Genomic DNA, 18,674 nt, shown 5'->3' with positions numbered 1-18,674 from the left:
TCGGGCCGCTGCCGTCAGTTGCCGGGGGCCGGCACGGCGTCGAGCACGCGCGCGAGGAATGCCCCATGATTCCACGCGGATTCCGGGCGCGACAGCCCGAGCCGCACGACCACCAGCTCGCGGCTCGGCACTACGCTTACAAACTGGCCTTCATGGCCGACCGCATGAAACGCGTCGGCCGGCAGCGGACTCGCGTGCGTATCGCGATCGTCGAACGGCTCCGGCACCCTCACCCAGAGATGTGCGCCGAATTCTTCCCGAGTCGACAGCGGCGTGACCCGCGTCAGGTATCGTACCCAGCCTTCCGGCAACAGCCGCTGCCCGTTCCACACGCCGTCCTGCAGCAGAAGCTGCCCGAAGCGCGCCCAGTCGCGCGCGCTCGCATACATGAACGACGCGCTGCCGAGCGTGCCCGCCGCATCGGGCTCGAACACCGCGCTGCGCATCCCGAGCGGCGCGAACAACGCACGGCGCGGAAACGCGAGGTAGTCGTCCTCGGTGCCGCCCATCGCAACGCGCATCACGCGCGCAACGATCGCGCTCGTGCCGCTCGAGTAGGCCCACTGCGTGCCGGGCGCCGCGGCGAGCGGCTTGGCCGACGCGTAGCGCGCGGTATCCGGCTGCGTGAAAAGCATCACGGCGACGTCGGACAACGGGTCGTCGTAGTCCTCGTTGAATGCCAGGCCGCTCGTCATCCGCAGGAGCTGGTCGAGCGTGATCGCCGCGCGCGGATCGGCGTGGCCCCGCCACTCAGGGAGCAGCGCCGACGCGTCCGGCGCGAGCTTGTGTTGCGCGACGAGCATGCCGGCGAGCGCGGCCGTCACGGTCTTCGTCATCGACCAGCCGGGCAGTGGCGTGTCGGCCGTGAAGCCGGGCGCATAGCGTTCGGCGACGATCCGGCCGCGCCACATCACGACGACCGCGCGCGTGCGTCGCGGCCGCGCCGGATCGGGTTCGTCGAACGCGCGGTCGAGCGCAGCGCGCAGCTTGCGCGCGTCGATGCCGGCGGCCGCGGTGCCCAGCGCGACCGGCATCGCGTGCCCGGCCGACGGATCGGCGACCGGGGGCAGCGCGGCCGGCAGCACGTCGCGCGACGGCCCGAGCGCGAGCGTGCAGCCGAGGCCGGGCCGGAAATCCGCTTCGCGCTGCGCGAAACCGGCGAAAGTGGCGACTGCGCGATGACGGGCGGGATCGATCGACGGCCGCACCAGTTTCAGCAGCGGATGCACGCCGGCCATGATGTCGACGTCGATCACCGATGCGGCGGGCCGCCCCGACACGAACACCCCTGAGCACAGCGCTTTCGCCGCATAGCCGGTCGCGATCGGCGCGAGCCGCGACAGCATGTAGCCGGTGTAGCCGAGCGCGGCGACGAGCGCGACTGCTGCGCCGCGCAGGATCAGCGATTTGAAGGGGATCGTCATGCGCGAGCGTCCTCGGTGGCGTGCCGGCCGGCAACGATCCGGCAGTGTCGCAGGTTCGGGCGATGCGGTGCAATCGCGGCGGCATGACGAACGCCGCGCCGCGCGCGTGCTTCGTTGCCGTGCGCGTCCGGCTGCCGACGGCGCCAGCAGCAGCGTCGGGCAGGGGCGGACAACCGGTTGAACTCCGGCCGGCCGCAGGCCGATAATCGTCCGGCAGCGCTCCCACTCCAACCGCAATCGGAAATATCGGAACACGCCATGTCCTACGACAACAACAACCCGTTCGCGCGCATCCTGCGCGGCGAACTCCCGTGCGTGAAAGTCGCCGAAGACGACGCGACCCTCGCGATCATGGATCTGATGCCGCAGGCCGACGGCCACGTGCTGGTGATCCCGAAGGAGCCGGCCGCGCAGATCTTCGAGCTGTCCGCTGACGCGGCCGCGGCCGGCATCCGCATGACGCAGCGCGTCGCGGCGGCCGTGCGCGCGGCGCTTGGACCGGACGGCATGTTCATCGGCCAGTTCAACGGCGCGGCGGCGGGCCAGACGGTCCCGCACGTGCATTTCCACGTGATCCCACGCTGGGAAGGCGCCGAGCTGCGGATGCATGCGCGCGACGTCGCCGACTCGGCCGCGCTCGAATCGATCGCGCAACGTATCCGCGCGCACTTCGTGTAACGCGTGCCCGATCCACTGGTCCGGTTCGCGGTCGTAATCCGCCTCGGCGCGCATCGCCTGCACGGCCGTGTGGAAATCCAGATGCGCAAACGCGTCGATCGCCGCCGTCGTCGCGTCGTCGAAGGTCATGGTCATGGCATAGCGGTTGCCGCGGACGGCGGCAACCGACCGCGGGCCTTCCCGCCGCGCGCCTGTTTCAGCGGTCACGCCAAGTAACACGTGTAACCGCCAGCGAAACGCGTTCCGGCGGCCCCGGCGCTAGACTCCGCGCATTGCTTCATCGAGCGACAGGAAGGGCCGATCCGCACCTTCGTGCCGGCCGCCGCAGCGTGCGGCGGTACGGCGCTCGCGAGGCGCCATGTGTCCTCTTCGCCGGGAATCGAACCATGTACAGAGTGCTCATCACGTTTGCGCTGATCGCCGGCCTGTCCGGCTGCTACGTCGCGCCGCCGTACGGCTACGCGCCCGCACCGGTCTACTACGGCTATGCGCCGGCGTATTACGCGCCGCCGGTCAGTGTCGGGATCGGCGGCAGCTTCAGGATTCGCTGACGCGGCGGCGTCGGGCATCGTCCGCGCATCCGTTAGCGCCTTCGTTCGCTCCGTCGCCACTTCGTTGCACGACTACGCGCGCCGCACGACGCGGCGCGTGCGTATCGCTCGCCCGTATTCCTATACTTCACGGGAGGAACCCGCCCGGCGAGGCACCGATGGCCGTGACGCGCAAGGCCGCAATCGTATCGAGCGTCTCCACGCTCGTCTATCTGGGGCTCGCCGTGTTCGGCTTCGGCGGGTTTGCCGCCTTCTTCTCCCGCCCGCAACTGGCCGCCGTCGCCGTCGCGACGCTCGCGCTGGGCGTCGCCGCGCTGTTCACCGAGGGCAATCTGAGCACCGGCGAGCGCGAGGACCGCGACAATCGCTGGGTGCTCGCGGGCTTTGCAGCAAGCGGGTTCCTGCTCGCTTATCTGCCCGCGCTGACCGACCGGCTCGGCATATGGACGTTCGGCGGCAACACGCTGCGCTGGGTCGGCGTCGCGCTGTATGTCGCCGGAGGAGCGCTGCGCCTCTGGCCGGTGTTCGTGCTCGGCAAGCGCTTCAGCGGGCTCGTCGCGATCCAGCCCGGCCATGCGCTGGTGACGGACGGCATCTATCGACGAATCCGCAATCCAAGCTATCTCGGGCTGCTCGTCAATGCGACGGGCTGGGCCCTTGCGTTCCGCTCGGGCGTCGGGCTGCTGCTCGTCGCGCTGACCATGGTGCCGCTGGTGGCGCGCATTCGCGCCGAGGAAGCGCTGCTGCGCGCGCAATTCGGCGCCGAATACGACGCATACTGCGCGCGCTCGTGGCGGCTGGTTCCCGGTGTGTACTGACCCTCGTTGGTTGCCGGAGCGCGGGCGAGTGCGGCCGGCTTGCGCGGTATCCCCGATGTGTTGCCACGTGTGTCTGAACCGGCGTAGCGGACGCGTCGCGGTTCGCTCATAAACGGGGCTTGATCGGCGCAGACGGCCGCCCGGCGCGGGTTTTCCGTGATTTCGGCAAGCTTTTCCGGTCGTGTTCCGGTAAACAACTTGTTACCAGAATGTCGACAGCAAGGACGCTCGACCGGTGCTATTCTTCGCCGCAAGCTCATTGAAATGAATTGGTCCGGGATTCGGCACAATGCCGAAATCGACGTCGATCGATTCAGATCGTCATCACGAGCGGACCTTCGATAACCAGATTGCGAACAAGGAAGAATACGGGAATGTGGAAGAAAATCGCCCCCGCTCTCGTCGTCGCCGCGTTGACCGGCGCGACGGCACTGCCGGCAATGGCCGGTGACTTGAACAACGCGCTCGGCGGCGCGCTCGGCGGGGTTGCCGGCGCAGCGGTCGGTGGCGCGGTCGGCGGCAGCACGGGCTCCGTCATCGGCGGCGCCATCGGCGGCGGCGCAGGCGGCGCAGTGACGTCGAACCGTCGCGAGCGCACCGGCGCAATCATCGGCGGCGCCCTCGGCGGCGGCGCGGGCACCGCAGCCGGCAACGCGATGGGCGGCCGCACGGGCGGCCTGCTGGGCGCGGCCGTCGGCGGCGGCGCAGGCGCGGCGCTGGGCGGCAACCTGTCGCGCAGCTCGTACGAACGCGATCACGGCGATCGCGGCTATCGTCACCGCAAGCATCGTCATCACCGCGATTGGGACTGATCGTCGCGAGCGCGACACGGTGCGCGGCTAGCCGGCGCACCGGCGCGCCCGATCCGTCGGCGCCCGATGCGGCGATCCGGCGCGACGATCGGACAAACGGCCCGGCGGCCTCAGCCGGGCCGACATCGCCGCAACACCTGCCTCCTTTTTCCCCCTCCTCAGTTCCTGCCGGCCCCGTCCGACGCTGTCGCACGCTGCCTCCGCGGCTGTATCTTCCCCGCTCGTAGAAGCCACCACGACGTACATCGACCTGCACGCGGCCAACTCCGGCCGGATACCGCGCGATATCGCGACGCGTCGAGCGCAAGGCCGCGCCCTGGCGGTTCGCATCCCGCTCAGCGGTTCTTCGTCGTGCGCTTGCCGTCGGTCCGCACCTCTCTCGACCTGCATGACGACTCGATCGGGAGTTTGCTCCACCACCGACATGCGCACAAACGCTTGTGCATGTCGCTGCCGCAAGGTCCCGCGCTCGCGCGGCGACCGTCATCAGGATTTCCCTGACGGGCGCGGCGTCCGTCGCACGTGTTGACCGGCCCGCCGCGGGCGGCGCCAGGTAGTGCGAAATCGAATGAGCGCCATCGCAACATTTAATTGGTCGATCCGGATCGACTTCGCTATCGTCAACGCTGCCCGCGTACGGAATCGAACCGTGCCGTCCCCGTGCCTCGCCGCACCACCGAACGTGTCCGCGGCCTGGCCGCTGGACTCACTGGCATCGGCCGCCACGTCCGCCGAATCGGTGGCCCGTCGCGAAGCCTGGCCGACCGAACGAAGGCGCCCGCGCTTTCAAGCCACCCCGGCAACGATGTCCCGCCGCCGCATGCGTGCCCCACGCGCATGCCGCGCGTGCCGTTGCGGCCCGGGGCCGGACCAACCCCATTGCCTGGATGCTTTATGTCTAAGACAACGTATTACGCGCCGCATGGCGGCCACCCGCCGCAAACCGATCTGCTGACCGATCGCGCGATGTTCACCGAGGCGTACGCGGTCATTCCGAAGGGAGTGATGCGCGACATCGTCACGAGCTGGCTGCCGTTCTGGACGAACACTCGCCTGTGGGTGATCGCGCGTCCGCTGTCGGGCTTCGCCGAGACTTTCTCGCAGTACATCGTCGAAGTGAATCCGGGCGGTGGCAGCGACAAGCCCGAGCAGGACAAGAACGCCGAAGCCGTACTGTTCGTCGTCGAAGGCGAGGCAGAGCTGACGCTGCAAGGCAACAAGCACACGCTGAAGCCGGGCGGCTACGCATTCATTCCGCCCGGCGCCGACTGGACGCTGCACAACGTCAGCGATGCCGCCGTGCGTTTCCACTGGATCCGCAAGCACTACCAGGCCGTCGACGGCATTCCGCTGCCGGACGCATTCGTGACCAACGAGCAGGACGTCGAGCCGATCCCGATGCCGGGCACCAACGGCGCATGGGTGACCACGCGCTTCGTCGACATGAGCGACATGCGTCACGACATGCACGTGAACATCGTCACGTTCGAGCCGGGCGGCGTGATTCCGTTCGCCGAGACGCACGTGATGGAGCACGGGCTGTACGTGCTCGAAGGCAAGGCCGTCTACCGTCTGAACCAGGACTGGGTCGAGGTGGAAGCGGGCGACTTCATGTGGCTGCGCGCATTCTGCCCGCAGGCATGCTATTCGGGTGGCCCCGGCCGCTTCCGTTACCTGCTGTACAAGGATGTGAACCGCCACATGAACCTGACGCTGAATCCGGCGCGCTGAGCGTCGCGAGCGTCGGGCACGAAAAACCGCCGGTCGATGCCGGCGGTTTTTTATTGGCGATGCGGTTCGATGCGGGAGACGCGTAGCGCAGGGGCCGCGCTACGCGGTCGGCAGCGCGGCCCTCGACATCGCGGCCCGCGCGTGCCTGACGACGGGCAGCACGCCGCGGCGCCCGTTCAGGATCGGGCTGCCGTCGGGAACGAGGCTCCGCCGGTCGCGGTATCGATCGAACATCAGACGCTGGTACGAGCAATCCGGCTCACGTGCCGGTCGACCCGTCGTGACGGCGTGCGGGAGTCCGCACGCGCGGCGTGAACAGGGCCGCCCGTCTTTCCTAAAGAAAATTTAGCCAGCCAAACTTTGGCTAAAGAATGTTCCGGTATTCGGGCATCCCTTCGACAATGCGCGCCTTTCCGCGATCGACGAGCGTTACTTCGTCGCTCGTCTGACGCCGCATCGAAGAAGGAGCCAGCATGACCGACCGCACCGCCAACCCGCCGCCTTCTGAACCGCCGTCGGCTCCGCCGCCCGCGTCGCCGCGCCGCCGCATGTGGCGCGTGTTCGCCGGTGCGCTGCTCGGCTTGACGATCGCATGTGCGGGCATCGGTGCATGGACGATCGACCGGATCTGGACGCAATTGCCGTCCGTCGAACACCTGGCCGTGTACCGTCCCGCGCTGCCGCTGCGGATCTTCTCGCGGGATGGCGAACTGCTGGCGGAATACGGCGTCGAGCGTCGCGAATTCGTGCCGCTCGAACGGATTCCGCCGTTGATGCGGCGCGCGCTGCTCGCGGCCGAGGACGCGAAGTTCTACCAGCATGGCGCCGTCGATATCGGCGGGCTTGCGCGCGCGACGTTCGCGAACGTCGTGACCGGGCAGCCAGGGCAGGGCGGCAGCACGATCACGATGCAGGTCGCGCGCAACTTCTACCTCACGCGCGACAAGGTGCTGAGCCGCAAGCTCGCCGAGATCCTGATGGCGATCAAGCTCGAGCGCGAATACGGCAAGGACAAGCTGCTCGAGCTGTACATGAACCAGATCTATCTCGGCGAGCGCGCATACGGGTTCGCAGCCGCCGCGAACGTGTATTTCGGCAAGCCGCTCGACGCGTTGAGCGCCGGCGAAGCGGCCGTGCTCGCCGGGCTGCCGAAGGCGCCGTCCGCATTCAACCCGGTCGTGAATCCGGCGCGCGCGACCGCGCGACGCAATTACGTGCTCGGCCGCATGCATGCGCTCGGCGAACTCGACGATGCGGCCTACCGCGCGGCGCTCGACGCGCCGATCGTCCTGGCGAGCACGCCGCCGCCCGGCATCGTCGCCGCACCGTACGCGGCGGAGCGCGCGCGCCGGATCATGGTCGAGCGCTTCCACGACGACGCGTATACGCTCGGCCTCGACGTGACCACGACGATCTCGATGCGCGACCAACGCGCGGCCGAAGCCGCGCTCGAGCGCACGCTGAGCCGCCAGTCGCGCGCGACGCGCGATACGCGCCACGGCCTCGACGGTGCGCTCGTGTCGCTCGATGCCGCGACGGGCGACATGCTTGCGCTCGTCGGCGGCGCGGACTTCCACCGCAACGTGTTCGATCACGCGTTGCAGGCGTATCGCCAGCCGGGATCGAGCTTCAAACCGTTCGTCTATTCGGCGGCGCTGGAGAAGGGCTATTTCCCGGGGGTGCTCGTGGACGACACGCAGCGCACGCTCACACATGCGGAAACCGGCGCACGGCCGTGGCGTCCGCGCAATTACGGCAACCGTTACGAAGGCTTCATCCCGGTGCGGCGCGGGCTCGTGCGCTCGAAGAACCTCGTCGCGGTCAACCTGATGCAGGCAGCGGATGCACGGTACGTGCAGCAGCACGCGATCCGCTTCGGTTTCGATGCGCAGCGCAATCCGGCGTCACTGCCGCTCGCGCTCGGTGCGGGCGCCGTGACGCCGCTCGAACTCGCGAGCGCGTACGGCGTGTTCGCGAACGGCGGGACGCGGATGGTGCCCCGGTTGATCGTGTCGGTGAAGCAGCGTCATGGCGGCGCGCTGTACGACGCGTCGGCGCCTGCGGGCGAGCGCGTCGTGTCGGCGCGCAACGCGTTCGTGATGGACAGCATGCTGCGCGATGTCGTGCGCAGCGGTACCGCGCGCGGCGCACTCGCGCTGCGTCGTGACGACGCGGCCGGCAAGACCGGCACGTCGAACGGGTCGAAGGACGTGTGGTTCGCCGGCTATTCGTCGGGGATCGTCGCGGTCGCATGGCTCGGCTACGACACGCCACGCCCGATGGGACGCGCAACCGGCGCGACGCTCGCACTGCCGGTCTGGCTCGACTACATGAAGACGGCCGTCGACGGACGTACGCCTGTCGCGGCGACGCCGCCGCAGGACGTCGCGCTCGTCGACGGCGATTTCGTCTATGCCGAATACACGCGCGGCGCGTGCACGGCGGACGTGCCGGCGTATATCCGCAGCCGCTTCGCCTGCGGCGGTGCGGCGGCCGTCGATGCGCCTGACGCCGCGGCCGACCGCGGCAAACGCAACGAGCGCAACGAGCGCGACGAGCCGATGCCAGCCGCCGTCGACGCGGCCGAGCGCGAGCGCGTGCTCGACCTGTTCCGTATCGACGACTGAGGCGCGCGATGCATACGCTTTATCTGATTGCGATCGTCGCGGAAGCGATGTCGGGTGCGCTGATGGGCATGCGGCGCGGAATGGATCGCTTCGGGCTCGCGCTCGTCGGCGCGGTGACGGCGCTCGGCGGCGGCACCGTGCGCGACGTGCTGCTCGGCCACTATCCGCTCGGCTGGATCGCGCATCCGGAGTATCTGGTGATCACGCTTGTCGCGGCGACCGTCGCATCGTGGGCCGCGCGGCACGTCGCGCGGATGAAGACGCTGTTCGTCACCGTGGATGCGGTCGGCCTTGCGGCGTTCACGATCATCGGCTGCGACATCGGCGCGGCGGCGGGCACCGCGCCGATCATCGTCGTGCTGGCCGGCGCGATCACCGGCGTGTGCGGCGGGATGCTGCGCGACCTGCTGTGCAACGAGATGCCGCTGATTCTGCGCGACGAACTGTATGCGAGCGTTGCGTTCTTCACGGGCACGCTCTATGTGGGCATCCAGCATCTCGGCATCGGCTCGGGTATCGCGACGGCAGCCGCGTTGACGGCTGGCTTCTCGATGCGGATGCTGGCCGTGCGGCTCGGGTGGAAGATGCGCACGTTCGGTGTCGCGGATGTCGAACGCTGAGCGGCGTCGGCGACCGGATACGGTAATTCACGCGCGCTACGCCGGCACCATGACCGGCGGCGCGCCATCGCCCGTTTCCACGATCTTCACCGCGAAGCCGTAGCAGTGCGCGATATGCGCGGGCGTCATCACGTCGCGCGGCGCTCCGTGCGCGACGATCGTGCCGTCGGCGAGCAGCGCGATCGTATCGGCGTGCCGCGCAGCGAGGTTCGGATCGTGAACGATCGCGAGCACGCCGAGCGTCCATTCGCGCGCGACCGAGCGCACGGTATCGAGCAAACGATGCTGATGCGCGAGGTCGAGTGCCGCAGTCGGCTCGTCGAGCAGCAGATAGCGCGGCTGTGTGTCCTTCGCGTCTTCGTCGGGCCACAGCTGCGCGAGCACTCGCGCGAACTGCACGCGGGCGAGTTCGCCGCCCGACAGCGTCGTCACGTCGCGGCCGACGAGCGTATCGGCGCCGGCGCGTTCGAGCGCCTGCCATGCGATGTCGCGGTCCCGATCGCGGCGCGCGATCGCGTGCGTCGCGCCGCTTGGCCGCGCATGCGGAAAGCGGCCGAGCAGCACGATTTCGTCGACGCTGAACGGAAACGCCGGCTGTGCAGCTTGCGGGAGCACCGCGCGCAGGCACGCGAGCCGCGGCGCGTCGATGCGTGCGAGCGGTTCGCCGTTCAGCGTGATGTCGCCGCTCACGTGCACGCCATTGGCCGCGATGCGGCCGGTCAGTTCGCCCGCCAGGGCCTTCAGCAGCGTGCTCTTGCCCGCACCGTTGCGGCCGAGCAGCGCGGTCACGCGGCCGGGTTCGATCGACAGCGATAGGTCGCGCAGAACGGCGCGATGCCGGCGGGCGACGTCAAGATGATGGGCGGTCAGCATGATGAATGGAGCACGGGTCAGCCACCGAGGGCGCCGCGGCTTTTCCACAGAAGCGCGAGAAAGAAAGGTGCACCGAGCAGCGCGGTCAGCACGCCGAGCGGAATCTCGGCCGGCGCGGCGACGGTGCGCGCGGCGAGATCGGCGGTGAGCGTCAGCAGCGCGCCGAGCAGCGCGGCGCCGGGCAGCACGGTGCGCTGATCGGGGCCGCACGCGAGACGCACGCAGTGCGGCGCGACGAGCCCGATGAACCCGATGATTCCCGCGCACGACACGAGCGCGCCGACCGCAAGCGCGACCGCGACGAGCACGCGCCGCTTGAGCCGCTGCACGGGCACGCCGAGGTGCAACGCTTCCGTTTCGCCGAGTTGCAATGCATTCAGCGCGTCACGGTCGCGCGCGAGCAGCACGCAGCCGATCGCGACACACGGTGCGACGGCCGCGAGCGCGGACCATTGCGCGCCGCCGAGGCTGCCGAGGCTCCAGAAGGTCAGCGAACGCAATTGCGCGTCGTCGGCGACGAACGTGAGCAAGCCGATCGCTGCGCCGACGAGCGCGTTGATTGCGATGCCGGCGAGAAGCAGCAGCGGAAGCGCGAGCCGGCCGCGCGACGCCGCGAGCCGGTAGACGAGCGCCGCCACCGCAAGCGCGCCTGCGAACGCGGCAACAGGCAGGACGGTCGCGCTTGCGTGCGCGGCGAACAGTGCTGGGCCGAGCACGATCGTCGCGGTTGCGCCGAGCGCCGCACCGCTCGACACGCCGACGAGCCCGGGATCGGCGAGCGGATTGCGAAACAGCGCCTGCATCGCGGCGCCGGCCGCGCCGAAGCCGCCGCCGACGAGCAACGCGAGCGCGACACGCGGTGCGCGGATGTCGAGCAGCACCGCGCGCGCTTGTTGTGCCGACGGATCGCCGGCAAGCGCGGCCCACGCTTGCGCGAACGGAATGCGGTACGCGCCCACGCACAGCGCGACGGCGGACATGACGCACACGAGGAAGGCGAGTGCCGCGAGCGCGAACGGCGCAACGCGGCGCGAAGTGGCGACACGGGCGGCGGCAGCGGTGGCAGCGGTGGCAGCACCAGCAGTGGTGGCAGCACCGGCAGCGGTGGCAGCACCGGCCGCGGCGCCAGCACTAGCACCGGCACCAGCACCGGCACCAGCACCGGCACCAGCACCAGCACCAGCACCAGCACCAGCACCAGCACCAGCACCAGCAGCGGCGGCAGCACCGGCGGTGGTGGTTGCACCGGCGGTGGTGGTTGCACCGGCATCGGCGGCAGCACTGGCAGCAATGGCAGCACTGGCACGAGCACCGGCACCAGCACCAGCACCAGCACCACCACCACCAGCACCACCAGCACCAAGACCGGCGTTGGCACAAGCACGGTAGGCTGGCGACGGCGCGTTGAAAGTCGAAGCATCGGCACCCATCGACGCAACTCCGGAATCAGGCGAGCGCATCCGACAGCCGTCGGTGCAGGGTCGTGACAGCGAGCGGCAGGCGCGGGCCGAACCCGAGCAGAAGCAGCGCATCCAGCGACACGACGCGTTGCGCGCGGCCGGCCGGCGTCGCGCCGAACCCCGGCGAGGCGAGCAGCGCGGCGCGCCCGCCGACGGCTGCGAGTCCTTCGTCGGAGATCAGTACGACATCGGGCGCGGCGGCGGCGAGCGCTTCGGTCGTCAGCGGCTTGTAGTGATCGAAGCCTTGCATCGCGTTGCGCGCACCGGCGTAGCGAATCATTGCGTCGGCGGCCGTGCGCTGGCCGGCGACGAGCGCCTGATTGCCGGTGTGATTCAGCACGAACAGCACGCGCTGCTGTTGCGCGGCACTGCCCGGCGGTCGTGCGGCGACCGCTTCGCGCGCAGCTTGCCAGTCTCGATCGAAGCGTTCCAGTAGCGCGGCGCCCGCATCACGCGCGTCGAGCGCCCGCGCGACGCCCGTGATCTTCGCGCGCGCCGATTCGACGTCGTGGCGTTCGTCGAACGTGGTCACCGCGACGCCCGCGCTTCTTACCTGCGCGATCGCGGCGGGCGGCCCGGCTTCCGCCGACGCGAGCACCAGATCGGGACGCAGCGACAACAGTCCCTCGGCCGAAAGTGCGCGCTGGTAGCCGACCTTCGGCAGACGCTTCGCGGCATCCGGGTACGTGCAAGTCGTGTCGGTGCCGACGAGCCGGAAGCCGCGCGTGTCGCCGCCACCGAGCGCGAACGCGGCTTCCGCAAGCGCACCGCCGATCACGACCACGCGCTTCGGCGCGGCTTGCGCTAGCGCTCGGCCGGCCAGCGCACCCGTGAGCGCACCGGCGACCGCGCTCGCGAGCACGATGCGGCGTCGCGGCACGAACGATCGCGCGCTCACCGTGCACCTCCGCGCACCGCGGACGGCAACGTCGCGACGAGCCCGCGCCAGTCGTCGCGTTCGGCGTGACCCGGCTCGCGTTCGCCGAACAGCAGCGCAACGTGGTCGCCTTGGCGATCGAACAGTTCGAGCGACGTGACAATACCGTCGCTCGTCGGCTTCTTTACGACCCATGCGGCGGCGATCAGGTCTTCGCGCACGTGCAGGTTGAAGCCGGGGTCGAGCACGTTGATCCACGCGCCGACCTCGCGCACGTTCGCGACGGCGCCCGTGTGGATCTGAATCATCCCCGCATTGCCGACGAACACCATGATCGGCTGGCCGCTGCGGGTGGCCTGTTCGAGCACGTGCCGCAGCGCACGCGCGGCTTCGACCGGATATGCATACCGCGGATCGGCGAGACGCAGCGCCTGCATGCGGCTCACGCCGAAGCGCCGCGTGATGCCGAAGAACTGGTGCGTGTCGGTCATTGCGTCCCACGCGGCGCGAAAGCCCGCGACGTCGATCTCGGTGTCTGCCCGCTCGGGCGTTTTCCGCGCGGCGGGCGCGACGTCGAGCCCCGGCTCTTGCGATGCCGCGCGCCAGCGCTCGACGAACGCATCGTACGCGGCGTGATCGCTGTGCGCGCGCAGGTAGACCTTGTGGATCGCATGACCATGTGCGTCGAAGAACTGCAGACTCTTCAGTGCACCGTGCGCGGTTTCGTCGCGCACCGCGAACGCGGACGCCCAGTGACGATAGAAAATGCGCAGATCGATGTCGCCGAGCGCGAGGCCGACGGGGCCGTCATGGCTCATCTGCGCATATGCGCCGTCCTTTTCGTGGACGGCCGCGTCGTTGCGCGTGAGCGCCATCACGCGGCCGAGGCGCGGCATTTCCTCGAACATCGCCGGAAATCGTGCGTCGAGCCGCACCACGTGTTCGCCGACGAACGCGGCGAGCGCTTCGCCTTCGCTTACGCCGAGCGCGTGCGCGACGTCGCGGTTGCGCAGCTGGCGTTCGGCTTTCAGCCTGACGAACGCGTCGCGCAGCGCGGCGGCCGCGCGGGCCGGCGCGGCCGGCTGACCGGGAAGGGCGGAATGCATCATGTCGGACTCCTTCAGGTAACGGTTGGGGCAGGAACGCGTGACGGCGCGCATCGGAACATCGGAACGAGCATCAGAAATCCACCTTCATGCTGACGGCCACGGTGCGGCCGGGCGACGTGTACGCGTCGAGCACTTGCGAATCGGCCGCGATTCCGCGTACGTCGGACCAGTTCCAGTACTTGCGGTCGAACAGGTTGCGAATGCCGATCGTCGCGCTCACGTGCTTGTTGAAGCGGTAGCCGGCGCGCAGGTCGACGACGAACGACGACGGCGGTGCGAAGCAAGTCTTGTTCGAGCAGTCGGACTTGTCGATGTCGTTGTCGCGTTTCGCGGCCTGGAACAGCAGGTCGCTCTGCACGATCCAGCGCTCGGTCGGCTCATAGCGCACGCCGAACACGGCGGAGAACGGGTTGACGGTGTTGAGCGGCTGGCTCGCCGCGCCATTGTTCTGCGTCGAGCCCTTCGTGAACGCCATCGCCGTCTTCAGCGTGACGCCGTTCGGCATCACCCATTCGGCGCGGCCCTCGAGGCCGTGGATCCGCGCGTCGGCGAAGTTCACGTACTGGAATACGAACGGGTCGGCCGGTCGGCCGCTGCCCGCGATCGTCGTGCGCGAGACGAAGTTGCGGTAGCGGCCGGTGAACGCGGCCGCGCTGTAGCGCACGACGCCGTAACCGGTGCCGGCGTTGCCGCGCAGGCCCGCTTCGAACGTGTCGCTCGTCTCCGGCTTCAGACTCGGGTTGCCGATCGACGTGTAGCCGTGCACCGGATTGGAGAAGCTGCTGTTCACCTGATCGGACGTCGGCGCGCGGAAGCCGTGCGCATACTGCACGTACGGGATCAGCGCGGGCGTGATTTCGTACAGCACCGAGACGCGCGGCGACACTTCGTTCGCGCTCGTCGACACGGCCTTGCCGGTGAACAGCGGATCGTTTCCGGTTGGGCTCAGCCGGTACGTGTCGAAGCGCAGGCCCGGCGTGACGAGCAGGCGGCCGTAGCCGATCCGGTCCTGCACGAATGCGCCGAACAGCGTGTAATCGGTATCGGGAAACGCCTTGTTCGGGAACGCTTCGCCAACGCCCGGCACCGTGCCGTCGCGCAGGTTCGTCACGCGCGACAAGCTGCCGTCGACACCGTACAGCAGCTTGTGCGCGAACGGGCCGGTCGAGAAGCCGCTTTCGGCGAATGCGGAGCCGCCGAACGTGCGCTCCTTGTACTGGTTGTCGCGCGAACGCGATTTCAGCGGCGCGCCGCGCGTCTCGAACGCGTATTGATCCTGCTTCGCGTCCTGGTAGTAGAACTGCACGTGCGCGTTCTGGAACCAGCGGACTGCATCGTCGCGGAGGTCGTAATCGACGCTGAAGCGGTTGCGTTCGAGCCGATCGCGGGTCGTGAGGCCGAGCGTGTTCGGCGGATTGAGCGCCGACAGCACGTCGGTGCTCACGCGCCGCTGCACGGTTTCGGCGGTGAACCTGATCGTGTCGCGCGCGGTGGGCGTCAGCACCAGCTTGCCGAGCAGCGATTCCGAATAGACGTCCTGAGGATTCGATGTCGTGCGCAGCGTGTCCGCCGAGTTGTTGCTGCCGCGCGTGTCGATTTCGTGGCCGCGCCGCCCATCGGCGATGATCATTCCCTGCACGCGATCGTTGCCGGCGGCGGCCGTCACGGTCGCGCCGACGCTGCGGTCGGCCGAGTCGTAGCTCGGCCGGAACGCGAAGTAGCGGGGCTTGCCGTAGATCGACAGCAGGTCGCGCGGATCCTTCGTGATGAAGTTCACCGCACCGGTCAGCCCATCGCTGCCGTACAGCGCCGACGCCGGCCCGCGCAGGATCTCGATGCGCTTGAGCGTGTCGAGATCGGCGTAGTCGCCACGCCCGGCTTCGAGCGGGCCGAACGAAAATGCGCTCGGCAGGCGAATGCCGTCTTCCATCAGCAGCACGCGATTGCCCTCGAGGCCGCGGATGTTGATGCTCGAATCGCCGTCCCGGCCGCCGCCGAGCGCGGCGCTGCCGGGGCGGTACGCGGTGCGGCGCACCGTGACGCCGGGCTCGTAGCGCAGCGCGTCCTTGATGTTGGCGGCCTGCTGTTCGTCCAGATCGTCGTCGGTGATCACCGACACGGACGCGGCCGTGCGGCTCGTCGCGGTGGCGGTGCGGGTTGCCGTGACGGTGACGGGGTCGAGCAGCGCCGCGCCGCTGCGCGGGGACGCGGCAACGGCGGCGGTGGAGGGCTGGTTGGCGTGTTGAGCCGACGAATCGGCGCAAGCCGGGGCGGCGGACAGGCCGAACGCGCCGAACAGCGCGGCGCAGATCGGCCGCCGCGCCAGCGGATAGCAATGCACAGGTGGTCTCCCATTAACGATGACTAGCCCGAAGGCTGGCTGGGTGACGCGTTCACCTGGCTGGCCCGTTCGCGCGCGACACGCGACGAACGGCGAATTGAAAGGCAACTGATAACTGCAGCAGTCTAAATGAGAATGATTATCAGTACAAGAACGAAAGGCGGCGAGTGCACGGACGCGCGCGACCGGCGCGGCTCGGGCGATTCGCGCAGGAAGCCGACCAGGGAGAATGGGGCTGTCAGGCGAGGGATTCGATGCGAATCAGCAGATTGCGTGCGTGGGCGATGAATGCGTCGTGCGTCGCGCGATCGCCGTGGCCTTCGAAGCCGGCCTGCTCGGCGAATGCGAGCTGTTCGGCGTAGAGGTCGACGAGCGCGCGGCGCCCGTCGGGCGGCAGCGTGCGGATCATCGAGACGAGCAGCAGTTCCTGCGCGCGCAGCATGCCGGACAGCGATTGGGCGTTCATGCCGACCTCCTCGAACGATGCGGCGGCGGGCCGCTCATTTCATGGTAGGCGGTCGGCGCGCCGAGCGGAAATCAGCCGGCGGACGTGGTGGAACGGGCGTCGCGCACGACCTGCGCGACACGTTCGACGAACGCGGCGTCGACGCTCGACAGCGCTTCACGCTTGCCGTCCGGCATTTCGACCATCAGCCGGTACGTGACGTCCTGCGTGGTCCAGGCAAGGTAGCCGACGACGGCGAGCATCACGCCGACGACGAGCGCGGCGCTCGATGCGCCGATGCCGCCGGCGATGGCGGTGGCCACGCCGATCAGCGAGATCAGCGACGGCACGAGACGATTCTTCGGGATCTTGACGACGTCGACGTCGCGGATGTCACGCAGCGGGAAGACTTGCCCGGCGGCCGACAGGCCGTTGCGCGTGACCATCACGCCGCGTTCGTTGAATGCGTTTTCCATCGTGTGGTGCGTGGACGAAAACGCGCAGCGTAGCAGACTTCGTTGCCGCGTCAAACGAGACCGAGTGCCGCACGATGCGTGCGGGCCGCGCGTGGCGGCGGAAAGCGGGGCGTCAGAACTGCAGCCGGCCGTCGCCGTACAGTCGGCCCGGCACGTGCGATGCGACGACCTCGGCGATTTCTTCGTCGGTCGATTCTGCCGGCACGATCTGGCGCCGCGCGGGCGCGTCGAGATGCATCGTCCATTCGACGAGCCGGTACGGGCGGCCCCACGGGCGCTGCATTTCCACCGACACGCGGCAGCTCTGGACGGGAAGCGAATGCTGGCGCGTCAGAATCGCGTGCAGATGGCTGAAAACGGAATCTTCGATCATCGTGGCCTCCGATCCTGGCTTGTAGGCAATCTGATGGCGGTGCCGTAGAGGGTCTCAAAAAAAAAGCCGCCGGTGCTCAGGCGGCCAACAGGGGGGGTGAGAGCATCCTCTCAGCCCAGAATTAAGCGAAACTTAAAAGCCCATAAAAAAGCGCCCCGCCGGAGCGGGGCGCCTGTTACCGTCGTGATCCGCGTGAGGAGCGGCCAGTCAGGCGAATGCTTTAGAACTTGTGACGGATACCGACACGAGCGGCCAGCTGGTTCGACGAACCGTTGCCCGACGTGTTGAAGTAGCTCGTGCTCGAGCCGATCTGCGCCTGCACGTTGTTGCCCGATGCCTTCTGGTACACGACCAGGCCGTACACGTCGGTACGCTTGCTGAGCGCGTAGTCCAGGCCCAGGTTGCCCTGGTTCCAGTGCGCCGAGCTGCCGCTTTGCGTTGCGTTCGTGTACGTGTAGCCTGCTGCTGCCGACAGCGCCGGCGTGATCGCATACTTCACGCCTGCTTCGTATGCGTTGTAGAACGTGCCCGATGCCCCCGAGGCGATCGGCGTGAACTGCGTGCGCGTCCACAGCAGCCATGCCGTTGCCGGGCCGAAGATGTAGCGGCCGCCGACGCCGTACGTGCGCAGGTCGCGGATGTTCGTCAGCGCGATGTTCGCGATCGACGTCGAGAATGCCGGCGTCGACTGGCTCGGGAAGCGGATGTCCGTGTAGGCGGCGCCGAGCGCGAACGGGCCGTTCGCGTAGTTCAGGCCGAAGCTGTATGCGCGCGACGAACCGGCCGTCGTCGTGGTGCCCGTCGTCGTCGCCGGTGCGCCAGCGAAGTCGGTCGAGTTCGAGAAGCCGTACAACGCGCCGAACGTGAAGCCGGCGTAGTTCGCGCTCTGGAACTTCACCGAGTTGTTGATGCGGCTCGACGTCAGCTGGTCGATGTCGTTCACGTGGTAAGCGTAGTTGCCCGCGACCGTGTTGCCGCCGGTCGAGTAGTTCGAACCGAGGATGTCGGTCGAGAACGAGTACTGGCGGCCGAACGTGACCGTGCCGTATTGCGCCTGGCTCAGGCCGACGTAAGCCTGACGGCCGAAGATCGCGCCGCCCTGGCCGATCGTGCCGTTGCCGCTGTTGAAGCCGTTTTCGAGCACGAAGATCGCCTTCAGGCCGCCACCGAGGTCTTCGGTACCGCGCAGGCCCCAGCGGCTGCCCTGGGCCACGCCGTCGTCGTACTTGAACAGCTTGCCGCTGCCGCCGTTGGCGGTCTTGCTGTGGTTCACGTAGCTGATACCGGCGTCGATCACGCCGTACAGGGTGACGCTGCTTTGTGCGTGTGCCGCGCCGGCCGTTGCTGCGAGGATGGCGATGGTCAACAGTTTCTTGTTCAAAGGATTCTCCGAGCGAATGAATGGCGTGTCCAGTTGCGGTTCCGGCGCTCTCTATGGGCGCTTTCACGGACCGGTCGC

General features: G+C 68.6%; 16 protein-coding genes and 2 pseudogenes. 8 read left to right on the top strand and 10 right to left on the bottom strand.

Annotated elements, in window-relative coordinates:
* Positions 1-14 precede the first annotated feature (14 nt).
* Positions 15-1,424 carry a serine hydrolase domain-containing protein gene (locus WK25_RS28815; RefSeq protein WP_069243390.1) on the bottom strand — a complete coding sequence of 470 codons (1,410 nt, stop codon included), beginning with the start codon at positions 1,422-1,424 and terminating at the stop codon, positions 15-17.
* Between the two features lie 258 nt (positions 1,425-1,682).
* On the opposite strand from WK25_RS28815, the gene WK25_RS28805 reads away from it, so the two are divergent.
* The 8 genes from WK25_RS28805 to WK25_RS28780 all read left to right on the top strand — a co-directional run bounded on the left by WK25_RS28805 (position 1,683) and on the right by WK25_RS28780 (position 9,261).
* A complete protein-coding gene (locus WK25_RS28805) occupies positions 1,683-2,102 on the top strand; it encodes an HIT family protein (RefSeq protein ID WP_069243389.1) in 420 nt (139 codons plus the stop codon).
* 3 nt (positions 2,103-2,105) lie between these two features.
* Complete coding sequence (locus WK25_RS31980) at positions 2,106-2,318, top strand: hypothetical protein (RefSeq protein ID WP_144245331.1); 213 nt, start codon at positions 2,106-2,108, stop codon at positions 2,316-2,318.
* A gap of 170 nt (positions 2,319-2,488) precedes the next feature.
* A complete protein-coding gene (locus WK25_RS31895) occupies positions 2,489-2,653 on the top strand; it encodes a hypothetical protein (RefSeq protein ID WP_167432682.1) in 165 nt (54 codons plus the stop codon).
* Positions 2,654-2,811: 158 nt separating this feature from the next.
* The gene (locus tag WK25_RS28800) at positions 2,812-3,471 is read left to right on the top strand and encodes a methyltransferase family protein (RefSeq protein WP_069243388.1); all 660 of its coding nucleotides are present in this window, start codon (positions 2,812-2,814) and stop codon (positions 3,469-3,471) included.
* A 374-nt stretch (positions 3,472-3,845) separates the two neighbouring features.
* A complete protein-coding gene (locus WK25_RS28795) occupies positions 3,846-4,283 on the top strand; it encodes a hypothetical protein (RefSeq protein ID WP_040138802.1) in 438 nt (145 codons plus the stop codon).
* An 894-nt stretch (positions 4,284-5,177) separates the two neighbouring features.
* Positions 5,178-6,014, top strand: a complete 837-nt coding sequence (locus tag WK25_RS28790) for a bifunctional allantoicase/(S)-ureidoglycine aminohydrolase (RefSeq protein WP_040138800.1) — start codon at positions 5,178-5,180, stop codon at positions 6,012-6,014.
* Between the two features lie 473 nt (positions 6,015-6,487).
* The gene (locus tag WK25_RS28785; RefSeq protein ID WP_069243387.1) at positions 6,488-8,641 is read left to right on the top strand and encodes a penicillin-binding protein 1A; all 2,154 of its coding nucleotides are present in this window, start codon (positions 6,488-6,490) and stop codon (positions 8,639-8,641) included.
* Positions 8,642-8,649: 8 nt separating this feature from the next.
* On the top strand, positions 8,650-9,261 hold the full coding sequence (locus tag WK25_RS28780; protein ID WP_040138798.1) for a trimeric intracellular cation channel family protein: 612 nt from the start codon (positions 8,650-8,652) through the stop codon (positions 9,259-9,261).
* Positions 9,262-9,297: 36 nt separating this feature from the next.
* Here WK25_RS28780 and WK25_RS28775 read toward each other — a convergent pair.
* The 9 genes and pseudogenes from WK25_RS28775 to WK25_RS28735 form a co-directional block, all read right to left on the bottom strand.
* Positions 9,298-10,074 (bottom strand): annotated as a pseudogene (locus WK25_RS28775) (heme ABC transporter ATP-binding protein); the annotation flags it as partial.
* A 77-nt stretch (positions 10,075-10,151) separates the two neighbouring features.
* Positions 10,152-11,174 (bottom strand): annotated as a pseudogene (locus WK25_RS28770) (FecCD family ABC transporter permease); the annotation flags it as partial.
* A 406-nt stretch (positions 11,175-11,580) separates the two neighbouring features.
* The gene (locus WK25_RS28765; RefSeq protein ID WP_069243385.1) at positions 11,581-12,492 is read right to left on the bottom strand and encodes a heme/hemin ABC transporter substrate-binding protein; all 912 of its coding nucleotides are present in this window, start codon (positions 12,490-12,492) and stop codon (positions 11,581-11,583) included.
* On the bottom strand, positions 12,489-13,580 hold the full coding sequence (locus tag WK25_RS28760) for a hemin-degrading factor (protein WP_069243581.1): 1,092 nt from the start codon (positions 13,578-13,580) through the stop codon (positions 12,489-12,491). The genes WK25_RS28765 and WK25_RS28760 overlap by 4 nt, the downstream gene beginning before the upstream one ends.
* Before the next feature lie 70 nt (positions 13,581-13,650).
* A complete protein-coding gene (locus WK25_RS28755) occupies positions 13,651-15,921 on the bottom strand; it encodes a TonB-dependent hemoglobin/transferrin/lactoferrin family receptor (RefSeq protein ID WP_069243384.1) in 2,271 nt (756 codons plus the stop codon).
* Positions 15,922-16,159: 238 nt separating this feature from the next.
* The gene (locus WK25_RS28750) at positions 16,160-16,387 is read right to left on the bottom strand and encodes a hypothetical protein (RefSeq protein ID WP_040138794.1); all 228 of its coding nucleotides are present in this window, start codon (positions 16,385-16,387) and stop codon (positions 16,160-16,162) included.
* A 71-nt stretch (positions 16,388-16,458) separates the two neighbouring features.
* Entirely contained in the window at positions 16,459-16,842 is a 384-nt protein-coding gene (locus WK25_RS28745) for a DUF6232 family protein (RefSeq protein ID WP_040138793.1), read from the bottom strand.
* Positions 16,843-16,954: 112 nt separating this feature from the next.
* Entirely contained in the window at positions 16,955-17,215 is a 261-nt protein-coding gene (locus tag WK25_RS28740) for a DUF2866 domain-containing protein (RefSeq protein WP_040138792.1), read from the bottom strand.
* Between the two features lie 220 nt (positions 17,216-17,435).
* On the bottom strand, positions 17,436-18,596 hold the full coding sequence (locus WK25_RS28735) for a porin (RefSeq protein WP_040138791.1): 1,161 nt from the start codon (positions 18,594-18,596) through the stop codon (positions 17,436-17,438).
* Positions 18,597-18,674: the final 78 nt, after the last annotated feature.

The organism is Burkholderia latens (genome assembly GCF_001718795.1).
Classification (GTDB): Bacteria; Pseudomonadota; Gammaproteobacteria; order Burkholderiales; family Burkholderiaceae; genus Burkholderia; species Burkholderia latens_A.
Note: the sequence above shows the minus strand (reverse complement) of the source record. Positions and strands in the feature narration are given on the sequence as shown.

Excerpts from the sequence above, each read along its gene's own strand:
- WK25_RS28780 (WP_040138798.1), top strand. The coding sequence starts at position 8,650 with ATGCATACGCTTTATCTGATTGCGATCGTCGCGGAAGCGATGTCGGGT.
- WK25_RS28750 (WP_040138794.1), bottom strand. The coding sequence starts at position 16,387 with ATGAACGCCCAATCGCTGTCCGGCATGCTGCGCGCGCAGGAACTGCTG.
- WK25_RS28740 (WP_040138792.1), bottom strand. The coding sequence starts at position 17,215 with ATGATCGAAGATTCCGTTTTCAGCCATCTGCACGCGATTCTGACGCGC.
- WK25_RS28805 (WP_069243389.1), top strand. The coding sequence starts at position 1,683 with ATGTCCTACGACAACAACAACCCGTTCGCGCGCATCCTGCGCGGCGAA.
- WK25_RS28795 (WP_040138802.1), top strand. The coding sequence starts at position 3,846 with ATGTGGAAGAAAATCGCCCCCGCTCTCGTCGTCGCCGCGTTGACCGGC.
- WK25_RS31895 (WP_167432682.1), top strand. The coding sequence starts at position 2,489 with ATGTACAGAGTGCTCATCACGTTTGCGCTGATCGCCGGCCTGTCCGGC.
- WK25_RS28790 (WP_040138800.1), top strand. The coding sequence starts at position 5,178 with ATGTCTAAGACAACGTATTACGCGCCGCATGGCGGCCACCCGCCGCAA.
- WK25_RS28785 (WP_069243387.1), top strand. The coding sequence starts at position 6,488 with ATGACCGACCGCACCGCCAACCCGCCGCCTTCTGAACCGCCGTCGGCT.
- WK25_RS28800 (WP_069243388.1), top strand. The coding sequence starts at position 2,812 with ATGGCCGTGACGCGCAAGGCCGCAATCGTATCGAGCGTCTCCACGCTC.
- WK25_RS28745 (WP_040138793.1), bottom strand. The coding sequence starts at position 16,842 with ATGGAAAACGCATTCAACGAACGCGGCGTGATGGTCACGCGCAACGGC.
- WK25_RS28760 (WP_069243581.1), bottom strand. The coding sequence starts at position 13,580 with ATGATGCATTCCGCCCTTCCCGGTCAGCCGGCCGCGCCGGCCCGCGCG.
- WK25_RS28815 (WP_069243390.1), bottom strand. The coding sequence starts at position 1,424 with ATGACGATCCCCTTCAAATCGCTGATCCTGCGCGGCGCAGCAGTCGCG.